Annotated in this window: 12 protein-coding genes and 1 pseudogene; 3 read left to right on the forward strand and 10 right to left on the reverse strand. The window is 48.2% G+C overall.

Features of this window, described 5'->3' with window-relative positions:
- Positions 1-271: 271 nt before the first annotated feature.
- The 3 genes from N4J56_RS09775 to N4J56_RS09785 form a co-directional block, all read right to left on the reverse strand.
- Positions 272-1,516 (reverse strand): efflux RND transporter periplasmic adaptor subunit, encoded by a 1,245-nt coding sequence (locus N4J56_RS09775; RefSeq protein ID WP_317106281.1) that lies wholly within the window; start codon positions 1,514-1,516, stop codon positions 272-274.
- Between the two features lie 121 nt (positions 1,517-1,637).
- Positions 1,638-2,879 carry a hypothetical protein gene (locus N4J56_RS09780; protein ID WP_317106282.1) on the reverse strand — a complete coding sequence of 414 codons (1,242 nt, stop codon included), beginning with the start codon at positions 2,877-2,879 and terminating at the stop codon, positions 1,638-1,640.
- Positions 2,876-3,511, reverse strand: a complete 636-nt coding sequence (locus N4J56_RS09785; protein WP_317106283.1) for a hypothetical protein — start codon at positions 3,509-3,511, stop codon at positions 2,876-2,878. The genes N4J56_RS09780 and N4J56_RS09785 overlap by 4 nt, the downstream gene beginning before the upstream one ends.
- Positions 3,512-3,676: 165 nt before the next feature.
- On the opposite strand from N4J56_RS09785, the gene N4J56_RS09790 reads away from it, so the two are divergent.
- A complete protein-coding gene (locus tag N4J56_RS09790) occupies positions 3,677-4,945 on the forward strand; it encodes an IS701 family transposase (RefSeq protein WP_317104593.1) in 1,269 nt (422 codons plus the stop codon).
- On the opposite strand, the gene N4J56_RS09795 is transcribed toward N4J56_RS09790, so the two are convergent.
- The 3 genes from N4J56_RS09795 to N4J56_RS09805 all read right to left on the reverse strand — a co-directional run bounded on the left by N4J56_RS09795 (position 4,920) and on the right by N4J56_RS09805 (position 8,561).
- Positions 4,920-5,453 carry a glycosyltransferase family A protein gene (locus N4J56_RS09795; RefSeq protein WP_317106284.1) on the reverse strand — a complete coding sequence of 178 codons (534 nt, stop codon included), beginning with the start codon at positions 5,451-5,453 and terminating at the stop codon, positions 4,920-4,922. The two genes, N4J56_RS09790 and N4J56_RS09795, sit on opposite strands and share 26 nt — an antisense overlap.
- A gap of 151 nt (positions 5,454-5,604) precedes the next feature.
- Entirely contained in the window at positions 5,605-6,783 is a 1,179-nt protein-coding gene (locus tag N4J56_RS09800) for a glycosyltransferase (RefSeq protein WP_317106285.1), read from the reverse strand.
- A 2-nt stretch (positions 6,784-6,785) separates the two neighbouring features.
- Positions 6,786-8,561: an ABC transporter ATP-binding protein gene (locus N4J56_RS09805; RefSeq protein ID WP_317106286.1), complete on the reverse strand. Its 1,776-nt coding sequence runs from the start codon at positions 8,559-8,561 to the stop codon at positions 6,786-6,788.
- Between N4J56_RS09805 and N4J56_RS09810 the strand changes: the two genes are divergently transcribed.
- Entirely contained in the window at positions 8,561-8,683 is a 123-nt protein-coding gene (locus N4J56_RS09810; protein WP_317106288.1) for a hypothetical protein, read from the forward strand. The genes N4J56_RS09805 and N4J56_RS09810 overlap by 1 nt on opposite strands.
- A 23-nt stretch (positions 8,684-8,706) precedes the next feature.
- Here the strand turns inward: N4J56_RS09810 and N4J56_RS09815 are convergent, their stop codons facing one another.
- From N4J56_RS09815 to N4J56_RS09825, 3 genes and pseudogenes are all read right to left on the reverse strand, one after another.
- Positions 8,707-9,039 (reverse strand): hypothetical protein, encoded by a 333-nt coding sequence (locus N4J56_RS09815; protein ID WP_317106289.1) that lies wholly within the window; start codon positions 9,037-9,039, stop codon positions 8,707-8,709.
- Positions 9,040-9,051: 12 nt separating this feature from the next.
- Positions 9,052-10,659, reverse strand: coding sequence for a glycosyltransferase (locus N4J56_RS09820; RefSeq protein ID WP_317106291.1), 1,608 nt, complete (start codon positions 10,657-10,659; stop codon positions 9,052-9,054).
- Positions 10,589-11,651, reverse strand: a pseudogene (locus N4J56_RS09825) (IS630 family transposase). The gene N4J56_RS09820 and the pseudogene N4J56_RS09825 overlap by 71 nt, the downstream one beginning before the upstream one ends.
- 366 nt (positions 11,652-12,017) lie before the next feature.
- Between N4J56_RS09825 and N4J56_RS09830 the strand changes: the two are divergent.
- Positions 12,018-13,154 carry an IS4 family transposase gene (locus tag N4J56_RS09830; RefSeq protein ID WP_410500401.1) on the forward strand — a complete coding sequence of 379 codons (1,137 nt, stop codon included), beginning with the start codon at positions 12,018-12,020 and terminating at the stop codon, positions 13,152-13,154.
- Positions 13,155-13,310: 156 nt separating this feature from the next.
- On the opposite strand, the gene N4J56_RS09835 is transcribed toward N4J56_RS09830, so the two are convergent.
- A complete protein-coding gene (locus N4J56_RS09835) occupies positions 13,311-13,892 on the reverse strand; it encodes a glycoside hydrolase family 2 TIM barrel-domain containing protein (RefSeq protein WP_317106293.1) in 582 nt (193 codons plus the stop codon).
- Between the last annotated feature and the right edge of the window lie 44 nt (positions 13,893-13,936).

Here is a 13,936-nt window from a genome sequence, read left to right on the forward strand (position 1 = left end):
CGTAAGTCGGAAATTGTTGAATCTCCTCAGCTTCCTCAGCTTCCTCAGCTTCCTCAGCTCCCTGCTCCTTAACCCTGTTGTGTCACTCTCGGACAGTAAAAATTGAAGCTCCTGACTGTAACCTTGATTGGCTCAAAGCTAGAAGCTTTATTTTCTAACAGTAACCAAAATTTATAGCCAAAAAGTTGAAAGCGAAGCGTCGAAAACCTTTCAGAGATTAGCCTCTCCTAGAGTGACACAACAGGGTTAATAACTGATAATTAACAACTGGTCACTGCTGAGTGATAACTGGCGTTCCTGGGGTCAGGGTGGCTTCGGCAGGGGGTAAAATGACTTTTTCGCCAAAGTTCAATCCAGTGGCAACTTCGGCGGTGAGTAATCCTTCTAAACCTAATTTAAGATATCGTTTCTGTGCTTTATTTTGACTATCTTTTACCCAAACAAAAGGACGCTGTTCGGTGCGTTGAATGACTTCTGAATTCAAGACTAGGACATTGTGCCGCTGCTTTAGTACGATTTCAACGTTTACGCCGCTGCCAGGAATGAGCGATCGCGTTGGCGTATCGAGTTTGACAGTTGCGGGTACTCTAGGTTGATTTGATTGGTTGCCATTACTACTACGACCGCTTTGTTTTTGACTTTCTTCGGGAGTAACAGCTTGGGGATATACACTTTGGATTTTACCAGTAAACGTTTTGGCGTTAGAAGCGATCGCGCTGACGCGAGCCACTTGATTGACTCTGACTTGGGCGGCGTTTAGGGGAAAGAGCAAAAGCTTGATTTTCACTTGTGCCGGATCGCCAACTGTCAGTAGATCGGTACGTAACTCAACTCCATCACCATTTTTGACGCTGACCCCCAAAATCGTGCCATCTAGGGGGGATCGCACTAATGTATCTTGGAGTTTTTGCTGAATGCTTTGACGCTGAAGTTGCTCGATCTGAAGTTGGATTGTCGCATTCTGAGCCTCTAACTGAGCGTTGCGGATGTCAGCTTCATTTTGCCGCACTTTATCCTCTAGCTCTTGGACTTGTTGTTGCGCCACGGCTCCTTCCTGTGCCAAAGCGTCTAGTTTTTTACGAATTTTTTCATCGGCAATTAACTGTTCCTGAGCCTCCAAGATTTTTTGGCGATTGCGTACCAAAGTCGCTTGCGCCTCTAGTATTTTCAATTGCTGGTTGGCTAAAGCAGTTTGGCGCTCGGGATAGCGGAGAATGACGAGTACCTGACCGGCTTTCACTTGATTTCCCGGCTGTACTAGCACGCGATCGACAGCGCCTTCAGTGGGCGACTTGATCGTTCGTTGTCCCTGAAGTTTCACAGTACCGCTTTCATCAATTGTATTTTCTACGGTTCCTGTTTCTACAGCTATCGTTTGTACGGTCACTGGTTGGGCAGTAGAATTGAAAACTAAGAAGTAACCCAGCCCGCTAGCTAAGCAAATTCCGGCTAGAGTCGCCGACCAAGCTAGCCATTTCATACCAGAACGAAATTTGTGTCCCTGTTTTCTGCTCACGATTGACCAGTTGTCAGTTGTCAGTTATCAGTTATCAGTTATCAGGGAGTAGGGGAAGAAAAATGGCTTCTGACTTTTTCCTTGTCTTCTGTGTCTCCCTTGTCCCCCTTATCCTCTTTCCCTATCCTCTTACGACTTCACTCATGGCGGCTTCAAGTAAAGGTGGCAGAACGTGACGGGCATCGAAATATTCTTGGGCGATCGCTCTTGCTGCTTGGCAGTGAAATTCGTAGCGGCTGTTAACTGCTTCAATCCCCGCGATCGCCTCCTCTAAGTTACTAAATGCGATCGCGCCTGCACCAGTAGGTAACCAATTGGAAAAACCCGTGTCTTGAATCACCACAGGACGACCGCTAGCGAGATAGCAAGCGCTGCGTTCGCTAAACACACCACTGTAAGTCACGGCAAAAGCATCCTTGGTTATACTAAACTCTGCCTTCGATTGTTGAATGTATTCCTGATAAGTCCAGGGTGTTTGCGTTGGCGGCTCTCGCACTCTCCAGCCTTTAGTTGCCAGTAGCTCGGTGGGTGTATTACCTCCACTTACTGCTAGCTCCAAGATCGATCCTATCTGCTTTGGCAAATCTATGTAAGGGGGAAAAGCATCTGCCTTTAAGCCATAGCGAATACCTTTGTATTCTCGCGCTGGATAACTTTCCCATTGCATGACTGTCGTAAATTTGGCTGCGGCATCTGCTAAGGGTTTTACCGACCAGGCATCGAGAACGATCGGTTGACGCGTGGGTTGCCAGGGAAACCCATCATCGGGGACAGTACATTTGCTCTGACCGATATTTTCCGCACAAGAAAAGAAAGTTGTGTGCTGTCGCGCTTGTTCGTAGGCATAAGCATCGGTGAGATGGCGAATTTGGGTAAAGACTGAATCCCCCTCAATTAAGGCACGGGCGGGAATTTGTAGCAGCCAAGGGCGCAGTGGGTTAACTCCATCTAAATTGAGTAACAGATCGGCAGTAGTGCAAATTTCCTCAATCCAGTCAGCACAAGCACCCAACCACGAACTTGTATGGGCATCATAATACGCCCAGCGATCGCCCAAACCGACTCGCTCGAAGATACTCGCAGCATATGTCAAGCCATAAGTAGGATCGATATCCATATAACCGCGCGTCGGGTCGTAGCAAGAGGGATAATCATCGCTATCTTCGATGAAATAAACATCGTGACCCAAATTTGCTAGCCCCATTAGGTATTGCAAAGGATGCCAAGACATTCCACCCAAAGGTCCACGCACGATGTAACCGAGGACGACGATTCGCAGGCAACTGGCGCGATCGGGAGTCGGGAGTCGGTACGGGCGGGTTTGGAAACCCGCCCGTACGGGAGTCGGAGAAGAAATTTTCATGGTTGAAGCTCATACACAACAAGGCGGGTATTTTTCATCACGCAGCAGCAACGGGAGCGCAAGTAACGTTCCAGTCCAGAATAGTAATCGAGCCACCAAAACGCCGACCAGCCAAATACTATAAACTGCACTCCTTTGCTTTGCCACCGTTCCAGTTCTTGAATTGCCGTTGCGTCATCTGGTGGTGCGCCCCAGTACTGCCCATCTTTTTCCAGAAAAGGAATTGCTGGGGAAGCGGCGATCGCTTCCCCTTGCCACTGACCGTCATCAACGAGAATGTAGGCTTCTTCTGGGGGGATTAACCGAGCAATTTCCTGGGTAGCTAATTGCAATCGTTCTTCCCAAGTTTGTTGCATGTGGGGTAAAGCCATTTGCGTGTATTCGCTTTGGCGTGCGTGTAGGGCGAGGAAGCGCTCGGCAAGCCATTGTCGATAGTTCTCATCCCTAGCGCGATCGCTTTGCAGCAGATAAGCGACAGCATCGGTAATTTCAGCAATGACACCAATTGGTCCGTTGCGATCGCAACGCCAGTCTGTTTCGGTAATCTGTCCTGGGTGCAGGCGGACTTGAGCGAGTTCTCGGGCTAAAAAGAAGATGTCAAACTTGGCAGCCAGCCGATAGATCGTCGTCAAGTCAAATGTATGCTTAGAATGGGGACTATCAAACTGTCCCACGACTGCCAACGCTGAAGCGCGGAAAAATAGACTAGTGGGACTTTGTAAGAAAGATGGAGCAAATTGAGCTAGAATGCGGGTAGGAGTTGCGTTTTACGTCAGTCTCGACAGGAGCAACGTAAGGTGAAAGATCAAGTACCAGCAGCGATGCCGCAGTGCTTTGAGAACTGGTGTCGTCGGTTTGATGATGTATTTTCGCGTCAGAAGCAGCGGCAGGAATTTCGTGTTTATCTAGGGGGACTGCTGGGTGAGAGTCAGCGCAAAAACCTGAGCCAACTGGTCACAAATACAGTAGATGGCTCCTACAACAGCCTCAGACATTTTCTCAACAATGCCCCTTGGGATGAAGTCAAGCTAAATAATCGGCGGTTGGAGGTGATGCACCAGTGTCGCCAGACGACCCCGAGTCAAGGTTTCACATTGATTGTAGATGATTCGGGACATCGCAAAAGTGGTGCGGCTACTGATGGGGTAGGACGGCAGTACATTGGGGAGATTGGCAAGACTGACAATGGTATTGTGCTGCTGACTACCTACTTGTATGATGGAGTGCGACGTCTGCCGTTAGATGTTGCACTCTATCAACACGCAAGTTTATTCGAGCAAGGCAAGGCAGACCCCAACTTCCAGAAAAAACCTGACCTGGCTCTAGACTTGGTTGACCAATGCTTGAAGCGCGGTTATCGACCGGGTGTGACTGTAATTGATGCAGGCTACGGTAATAACACGCCTTTTCTCAAGCAGTTGGAGTCGAGAAACCTAACTTACGTGGCAGCAATCGCCAAAAACCGCCAAGTTACTGCTCAAACATCAGGTGATGAGTCTGCTCGTAAGCAGGGATTAGAAGCTATTGCTCAAACCTTGGCAGTGGAGCAGTTCACACCTGTGCAACTCAATCTGGAGCAGCCCCGGACAGTTTGGGTGGCGCTGTTACCAGTTCACGTTCCGAAGCTCGAAGGCACTCGCTGGCTGGCGATTCAACTCAATGCCTCTAGTTTCGAGCAAGCGACGGAGGTGGATTACTTTCTCACCAATGCCTCTGACAACCAAGTCAGTGCGGCTTGGGTAGCTCAAACATATTCTGCTCGCAACTGGGTGGAGGTCTTCTATCGAGAAGCCAAGGGCTGGTTGGGTTTGAGTGAGTATCAAGTTCGGGATGCTCTGAGTATGAAGCGTCATTGGGTTTTAGTGTTCATCGCTTACACCTTCATCCTTTGGCATCAGTTGACCGGCGGATTCCGCAGACGTTGGGCAACCAAACCCTTACAAACCTTTGCCGAAGCATTGGAGGCATTCCGCACCGCAGTCGAGTTTCGTTTGGTCCGCTGGCTTAATGAGCATGTTGATGTATTTGCCTCTCACAGAGCTAAGTTCGGCTATATTTGGGCTTAGAAAGTTTTAAAGTCCCACTAGAGGTATAAACCGGACAACCTTGCCAGGAAATCGTCTGTTCGAGAAAATCTAGACCCTTGACTAAACCACCAGAAATATTTCCCGTGTGCTGTAAGTCTAGGGAATTGCCAGCAGCATCGATCAGCCTCACCATCGCAAATGAAAACCCGACTTGCGGATGCTCGTCTAAAACTCGGACAGATTCGCCGATCAACCCCGGCAGCATCAAATCATCATCGCTCAAAATTGTTAAATAAGGACTAGTATTTAATTCAATAGCGAGGTTCCAGTTACCTAGACCACCAATATTAGTTTCATTACGAATATAAGTGATGCGATCGTCGTCTTCAGCAAGCGATCGCACGACTGTTTCAGTATCGTCAGTTGAAGCATTATCGAGTACCATCACCCGAAAGTCTGGATAGTCTTGAGCGAGGACACTTGCCAAACTGAGTTTGAGTAATGGCGATCGATTGTATGTGGTTAGTGCCACGGTAACTTTGGTCATTGCTAATTGCTAATTGCTAATTGCTAATTGCTAATTGCTAATTGCTAATTGCTAATTGCTAATAGTTAATTGGTAGTTGGTAGTTGACTGTTGTTGCTTCCCTGCTCGTGCGCTCGTGCGCTCCCTCTCTTCACTGATAACTGATAACTGTTCACTGACTCCCTGCTTTTTCGAGCAAATTCGTCAGCACCTTATCCGAGTCAAAATACTCTTGGGCGATTTCTCTGGCGGCTTTGGCGTGTCGCTGCGGGTTGGTTTTTAATTGCTCGATTGCCTCTGCTGCTTGAGCTGTTGTCGTAAATGTCAATAGCCCTTCCCCAGTAGGAATAGTTTTGCTAAATCCTGTATCTTGTAAAATGACTGGTACGCCAAGGGCAAGGTAGCTGGCTGTACGACAAGAAAACCAGCCGCTTTGACTGGCAACATAAGCGTTCTTAGCAATACTCCACTCGCCAAAGGAATGAGCGAGATAATCTCGGTAGACCCAAGGGTTGTGGGAAACTTCGTAGCCATCGCACACAATCCAACCGGATTCTTGCAGCCTCTCGACTGGGGCAGAACCACTTAAAGCTAATTCGAGTGGTAGCGGACTGTGAGATGGTAAATCCATGTAGCGCTCGAATTCGCTACTTTTTCCGGTATAAGCAACGCCATTTACTATTGGACCCTTTTCTTTTGGTTCCCACGATGCAACGGTTGTTAGTACGGGTCGCCGCTCTGTGACTGGTACGGCTGCTCGGTCGAAGCAGTCTAATACTATTGGTTGGCGTGTGGGTATCCAGTCAAACGATTCGCAGGGAACTTTACAATCAGTAGCGCCTATATTTTCTCCAAAGCTGAAGAAAACGTCGTGATGTTCCTGCCACCAAGCAACGCGGGCTGCGACTTCCGCAGGGGAACCAGTCAGCAGTCCGGCTTGGGTGTATAAAGGATCGGTATCGATTAATATGACTTTGGCATTGGTAAAGTTTTCCTCGCGCATCCAATGCCCAGCAGAAATGTGGAGTAACAGGTCGGCACTGCGGCAGAACTCGACGACATCGTGCCAAGGACGACCGTAGGTTTTGCCAGTTACATCGCGAAAAAACCAGCGATCGCTCAAACTCTCGTTTAAAACGGCTAGTTCTCGCGCTAAAAAGCCAGCGTTTTTCGACCCATCCTCAACAAATGTTTTCGCAATCGGGTCGTAACACCATTTCCCCGTATCTTCTATATATAGGACATCGTGACCGAGCCGTTGCAATCCGAGTAAGTATTGTAAGTAATGCCAAAACATGCCCCCGAAGGGATACGTCCCAGCCAAACCAGCGATCGCAATCCGCAGCGACATATTTATTTCTCCCCCTGTAAACTGAACTGGGTACGGTAGAGCGCCGCAAATGCACTTCGCCGACTCATCAATTCGGCAAATGTACCTTGTTCGACAATCTGCCCAGCTCGTAACACGACAATCGAATCAGCTTGACGCACGGTTGAGAGTCGGTGGGCAATAATTAAGGTTGTCCGTCCGACTGTGAGTCGGTCTAACCCTTCCATAATCAGTGCTTCAGTTTCGGCATCCACTGAGGAGGTGGGTTCGTCCAAGATTAAAATAGGTGCGTCTAGTAAGATTGCCCGGGCGATCGTCAAGCGTTGTCTTTCCCCTTCTGAAAGAGTCGCTCCCCTCTCCCCTACTACCGTGTCGTATCCTTGGGGCGTACTGACAATTAAATCGTGAATTCGGGCAAGACGCGCAGCAGACACGACCTCTGACAGCGCGGCATCAGGGCGACCGTAGGCGATATTCTCCCGAAAGCTGAGGGGAAAGACGATCGGCGGCTGAAGTACCATGCCAATCTGACGGCGCAAGGATTTCAGTTGAAACTCTCGTACGTCAACTCCATCAATCGTAACTCGACCAACTTGCGGATCGTAAAAGCGAGGTAACAGGCTAACTAAAGTCGATTTTCCCGCTCCCGTGGGACCGACAATTGCCACTTTCTTCCCTACCTGCACGCGCAAATTAATGTGTTTCAACGTCGGTTGGTCGGGCAGATAATCGAAACTGACATTATCCCAAACAATTTCTCCCTTAGCTCCAACTGTAGGGAATGTTTTAGTTCCCTCTGGCAGATCTCGCTCGATATCCAAAATTTCAAACACTCGCATCACGCCCACCTGCGCCCACTGAGTCATTCCGTAGGTTTGACTAATACTATTAATTGGGTCGTAAAGCGAGGCAAGATAAGAGGTAAACAACACCAACTCGCCCACAGTCAATTCACCAGCCAATACTTGATTGGCAGCAACCCACACGACTAAGGCAGTACCCACGGCGCTAACTAAACTTACTACCCCAGAGTAAAGACTTTGTAGATTGTAAAGCCGCAAGCGCACTGCTAAGCTCTCCCGACTCGCCGCCATGAACTTGCTGTGTTCTTCATCTTCTCTGGTAAACGCCTGGATGATCCGCATAGCAGAGATATTCCGCTGCACGAGCGAATAAACCACGCTCTCTTGTTGGTGAGATTGAGTTGCTGCTTTGTTAATCGGGCGATTTAACAGCGATAGCGTGATAAACAAAGCCGGACAAACGCTCAGCGCTAAGAAAGTCAGTAACGGATCGAGCTGCACCATGATGACAAACATCCCCACCAAAAACACCACTGCTGAGAGGATGGGGATCGCAGTGTTCATCGTCAAGCTTTGAATTGCGTAGGTATCGGTAGCGATGCGGTAAAGTAAGTCTCCTACCTGCTGGCGATTGTGAAAAGCTAGAGAAAGGCATTGTAAGTGGCTGTAGAGGTCACCGCGCAGATCGTTGACCATGCGCTGACCGATGCTAATAGTTGTGTAGTTATGTAATAGTGACAGACTACCCCAAAGTAGATAAATCAGCACCAGTCCGATACAGATCGCCAAAAGTAGCTGCTCGCGGGACAAGCCTTTTAAAAATTCCCACGGTAGCGGCTGACCGCCGACTTGTACGTTGTCGATAATCAGCTTGAGGGGCCAAGGTTTGAGTAATTCCAAAGCATTCAGCAAAATCACCTGCGCGATCGCCACTAAAAATAGTAAGCGATAGGGCAGAAGATAGCGTAAAGTTTTACGGGCGAGGAATATTATCATTGGGAGTCGGGAGTCGGGAGTTGGTAGGGGCGGGTTTGGAAACCCGCCCGTACGGGAGTCGGGAAGACAAGGAAGACAAGGGGACAAGGGGACAAGGGGGACAAGGGGGTGACTATCAATGACCCATTACCCATTACCACCTAAACTATTGCCTATTGCCCAAATTTGAAGTCGGTAACAAATAAAGCCTTTGTGCCACGCTCTCCATGACGTAGTAGAGGATGCGACCGAGGCAGAAGTTTTGATACAGAATTGTTGTGGCAGTAATTGTACTCGCGATAATTGCGATCGCCCCCAGTTCAAACCTTCCGAGCGCGATCGCGGCAACTACTAGTAAGCTACAGCCGATCGCCATCATTTTAGCGAGCTGCGTTAGCTTCAATCCACACCGTACCCGCAGCAATCGTTTACCGCTACCGTGATTTTCGGTACAGACTTTGATCTGAGCCTTCGACCAGATCCCTCGATAAACTTCCAAATCCCAACTGCTCTAACCGTGATCGGGAATGATAAAGTACTTGCGAGATAAAAGCAGTTCCATCGCCCCCAGCAGCAAACTTTCTTTCTCCATTCCTGCTTCCGTCCAATAGGACAAGTCAAAAGCAGACTTGTGCCAAACTACTTTGGGTTTTTGCGTGACGCGATCGCACTTGATCGCATCCATCTGAGTTAGTCCTCTAAACCGCCAGCGATACCGCTCTAGACTACGAACCAGTGGACCTAAGTAAATTAACGTTGCTACCAACAAACGCGCTTTTATGCCCTGAAAACGGGAGTCAATTGGTGCTTGTACGGCAGCAGCCACAGACCAACCCCAGGAAATTAACAGCATAACGATGGCAACCCAAGGGAAGTGACCGGATAACAGCGATAAAGTGCCAAAGAGGGCGATCGCTAGGTTCCACTCTAAAGTTAGAGGGAGATAGCCAAATAGAGAGGCTGGAGGTTGATACAACATCTGAAAAAAGCCGCGACCGAACACTCCAGAGTAAATCGTCGGTTGACCGATGAGGAAAGTTGAGTAAAGCCCGCCGTAAATTCTGCCGAACCAACGGGGTTGTCCCAATAAATTAAAGCGATAGGGGTGCTTGAAGTAGACTAGAGCTTCTGCCTTGCCATAGCCTTGCTGTTGTTTTAAATAAGCGGCTTTAGTCCCGCGGCGAAAGTGCCAGACGATCGCCGCGGGACTAAAGCCGATCGTATAGCCTTGGTCTTGCAACCGCCAGCACAGATCGACATCATCGCCAGCTGCGTGAAACAACGGATCGAAACCGCCAATTTCCACTAGCGCTTCTCGGCGAAAAGCCATGTTACAGCCAGCAATATGCTCCGCTACCTCATCGTTCAGTAAGACATGGGTAGGACCACCAGGAGACACTGCCACGCAAGCAGGGATCAAAGCATCTTCTGGTGGAGGTAAGTTGGGACCACCAACGGCTGAAAGTCCCGAACTGAGAAATTTATCTACCAGGTAAATTAACCAGTCTGGGTCGGCAACGCAATCGGAATCAGTATAGGCAATAATTTCGCCTTCAGCAGCAGCGATACCGACGTTACGAGCGACACTTAATCCCTTGTTTTCTTGGTTAATTAAGCGAATATAGTCATATTTTTGAGCAATTTTCCAGCTACCATCTGTAGATCCATCATTAACCACAATTACCTCATAGTTAGGGTAATTGTGCTGCTCTAGCGAGGCGAGGCAACTGTCTAGAGTCCGTTCGGCATTGTAAGTACAGACAACCACCGAGACTTTGGGGTATTCAGGTAGTTGTGGTGGTAGCAGCGATTTGTAATACTGCTGCACGCTATAGAACGCAGGCTTTTTGTGCCGATCGCGATCGACTAAACCGAACGCCCAGTCTTGAATCGCAAACCCGCCAGTAAACCACTCGTCTGTCCAAGAAAAGACAATTGTGCCTGCTGCTCCAGTTTTGAAACTCGATGCCAGCTTGCGATCGAGGATCTGAGCTTGCCCTTCTACACCCTCACGGATAGAATCGATGCCGAACTCGCTTAGTAAGTAGCTAGGCAGATTTAAACATAAAACGTTCCAGTGTCCATCCCCCTTGTTGACTTCGATTCTCCATGCCCTCAATCATGGCATTCGCTAAATCATACTCGTTATCAAAAATCCTTCCGGCTATTTCATGGGTTTTGAGTTGATGCCACTGCGCTTCAATCAGATTCATATGTGAACTGTATTGGGGGAGAAAAAAGAGATATAGCCCTTTCGACTGCCACTGCTGCCAGTGCTCACGGGCAAGATGACTGGTATGAGCCGAACCATTATCTTGCACCACGACTGTGAGCCGTCCGGTTTGTAGCAATGTCTGCTCACTCTTTTGGGCAAGGAGCGTTCATCACTTTAACATAGCGTTCCTTGTGGAAACTGCCTTGTACCAGAGCATAGTCAAACGACTGCTCTGGTTGCCATATCCCTAGAATACTAATGCGGTCTCCATAGGATTTGACCTGCTCTTCGGTGTTTCTGCTCTCCAATGCGAGAGTAACTATAACTGACTGGACTTTCCAGACAACATCCCGATTCGTCAAGATACTTCAGGTCAATGTACCCTTCACAGGCAGCTAGTTGGAGTGTGTCTAAGTCGGCTTGCTTGAGTGCTTTGTACTCAGGATCTTGTCTGCCCCGTTGCGAGTGTCGAGTCCGCTTCCAACTAAAGCCCTTTTTTTTAGAATGCGGCGAATCCGGTCAGCACTTAGGTTTACCTGTCGTTCTTGCTCTAGCTTCTGGGCTAGCTGTTGACTATTATAGGTTCTGGCTTCTTGCTCTAGGCATTGTTCTAGGTAGGCCATGTCTGCTTCTTGCCATTTGGCTTTAGCTCCTCGTCCACTAGCATCCCATAATCCACCTAACCCTTGCTGCTGCCAACGGCGGATGGTTTCGCGCACTGTCTGCTCTTGGCACTCAAAAATTTCGGCAATCGCTGGCACTACCCATCCTTGAGCATTGAGTCGAAGCATTTGTGCTCGATCTCGGGTACGTTGAGCAACGGTTTTGGCAACCCGAAGTTCACTCAACGTCCGGTCTTCTGACTCTGTCAAAACGATACGTAAAGGAGCAGGCATGAGTGGTCAAAATCAGCAAGTTTTTGGCTTTTCTCTATCTTACGTTTAATTATGCCCTACTACTTACTAGCGGCTTGTCTTCTGCTAGATTGTGCAGCCGCGCTAGGTAACTGCGAAAATCTTTTTCCTTGTGTAGATAGACGTTGAAGGATAAAAAATCAGTGAAGTCAATATCTAAATACTCAGTACAGGGGCGGGTTTTGAACCACTACGGTTCAGTTAAGGCTCAAAGTGTTGTAAATTAAGCATTGTTCCCAAGAATGGAAAGTGAGTGTAGTGCATCTGAAGGATTTCTCATTGTTGTCTCCTACAATACAAAGTAGTGATGTGTTCAAAGCGATAGAGGCAGCCATCCCATCCACGGAGATCGAGCAAGCGATCGCTAAAACTAAAGTTTGTGAACAACGTAAACGCTCGTTACCAGCACAATTGGTAATTTGTTTGGTAATTGCGATGAGTCTGTGGTCACGAGATTCGATGAGAGATGTGCTGAAAAACTTAATTGATGGGCTGAGCGAAGCATGGGTGAAAGTGGGGAAATACTGGCGAGTTTTTTGTAAATCAGCAATAACGCAAGCCCGACAACGATTAAGTCCAAGGGTGATGAGTCAATTGTTCCATCAACTGGTGCGACCAATGGCTAGCACCGATACCAAAGGAGCATTTCTCAATGGATTGCGAATTGTGGTAATTGATCGGACTTGCTTCGATCTGCCAGACAGCGATGAAAATGCGAGAGTTTTTGGTCGTCCGAGCAGCCGTCCTGGCACACAAGCCGCATTTCCCAAACTGCGATTAGTCATTTTGGTAGAAGCAGGAACACATTTAATCTTTGATGCATTGATGTGTCCATATCGAATAGGAGAACGAGTGCGGGCATTAAGATTATTACGCTCCGTGAGTTCAGGGATGTTGTTGATGTGGGACAGAGGGTTACATTCTTATGCAATGGTGCAAGCAACTGTCACAACTGGTAGCGATTATTTAGGAAGAATTCCCGCAAATGTCAAGTTTTTGTGCGAAGAACCACTGGCGGATGGTTCTTATCTGAGTTGGATTTATCCACCTGCTAAATTCCGCTCAAAAGCTTGCCAGCCCATACAAGTCCGAGTGATTGAATACACAATTGGTAATACCGACAACCCAGAGGAACAACTAAGATATCGCTTAATTACCAGCTTATTGGAATTGGAGAAATTTCCGGCTCAACTACTGGCGATTGAATATCATCAACGCTGGGAAGTAGAAAATACTATTGATGAACTCAAAGTACATTTATCAGGACGAAAAACTCATATTCGCTCTCAAAAACCGCGTGAAGTTGTGCAGGAAGTTTACGGGTGGTTGTTAGGACACTGGGCTGTGCGGTTATTGATGTTTCAAGCTGCAAAGAGCGCGGGTATCACTCCTTTGCGTCTGAGTTTCACTGGGACATTGCGAGTTATTCGTCGTGCTATCCCGAAATTTCAACGCTTGCAATCACAAGAACTCCCCTTTTTTTAAGTTGGTTAACTGTAGAGATTTTAGACACTCTGTTACCTGAACGAGTTTCTCGTACCAATCCCAGAGTTGTAAAAAAACCTGTATCCAAGTTTCGCTCAAAAAAGCCAAGACATCGAGCCACCCCCTCCCGAACCAATCCTCCTATTTTCTTTATCCTCAGCACAGCGTAGCCTTAAATGAACCGTATTGAGTACAGGGGTAGTTAGCATAACTGACAAGTGCGGTTGGATCTCCGTCTTTGGCAACCGAAACTAAATCTCTTAGGAAAGCTCGAACTTGCTTAGCTCCATGCCAGCGGACGACATCTGGCGGGATCTCATTGCCAACTAGATAAGCAAATGTAGCGGGGCTGTCGCGGCAGGCTCGCACGCCATCAGCGATCGCGCCTCGAATCTCTGCTCGGACGGCAGAGGAACTCAAAAAACAGATATGCTCAGCCCAAGGAATACCGACCATTATCCTCAGACCGTAGGCTGCTGCCAAATCCAACAGCCATACAGGGGGAACAGTATATGTGCGGATACTGTTCGCTCCAAGTTCTACCATCAAGGCAAAGTCTTTCTCAACCACCTGTTTTTCAGGAAAGGGAGTGCCGTGTGTTGCTTGAGAAAAAGGACCGTAACTCACCCCTTTGAGAAAAAACTTTCGATCGTTGACGTACAAAAACTTACCCTGAGCTGTGACTGCTTCCCTGGTTGCCAGCGGTGCATAACTGAAGCTAGAACACGGCAGACTCATGCAGGATTCCGCTCCTCATAGTTCAATTTTTGGCGTTGCTGAAT

The organism is Chroococcidiopsis sp. SAG 2025, assembly GCF_032860985.1.
Taxonomy (GTDB): Bacteria; Cyanobacteriota; Cyanobacteriia; order Cyanobacteriales; family Chroococcidiopsidaceae; genus Chroococcidiopsis.